At 61.7% G+C, this 583-nt stretch carries 1 protein-coding gene; it reads right to left on the bottom strand.

The genetic code is table 11. The features are described from left to right. Window positions 1-583, bottom strand: a 583-nt coding sequence (locus tag AC1D0I_RS32895) for a ParB/RepB/Spo0J family partition protein (protein WP_477400234.1), incomplete at both ends; no start/stop codon positions are given.

Here is a 583-nt window from a genome sequence, read left to right on the forward strand (position 1 = left end):
CATCATACTCGGCCTTCACCGCGTCATAGCGGGCGATCTCCTCGGTGCTCAACTCCGCCGGCTCGGCATAAACGCGCCGCATGCCGGAGGTGTGGCCGTACGGGAAGCTGATCGCCGCCTCGACCCACTTCCAGCCGTCGGCGCGAACGGCCTCGGCATCTACCTGCAGTCTGTCGAAGACCAGCTGTTCGAGTAGAGCTGCATGCTGGAACCAGCCGCCGGAATCCTGCTCAAACAGGTCCCGCAGGATGACGCCGCCGGCGGCCTCATAGGCCTCGGCGCCGACATAGACCGCCCGACGATCGTCGGCACGTACCGTCGTCTCCGTCAGGAGGCGCCTGATGTAATATGGCTCCTGCATATGCTGGTTGTTATTGATGCGCTCCCAGACCTGCTCCTGGCGGGCATGGTCGTCCGAAATCGAGAACGCCATGATCTGCTCGAGCCGGATTTCATCCTGTTCGTAGAGTTCGAGAAGTTTTTGCGAAACCGAGGCGAGCCTCAGGCGCTGCTTGACGGTCGCCGCCGAGACGAAGAAGCGCGCGGCGATTTCTTCATGATCGAGTCCCTGGTCGCTTAGTAT

The sequence above is a fragment of the Mesorhizobium sp. P2_D1 genome, assembly GCF_056404455.1.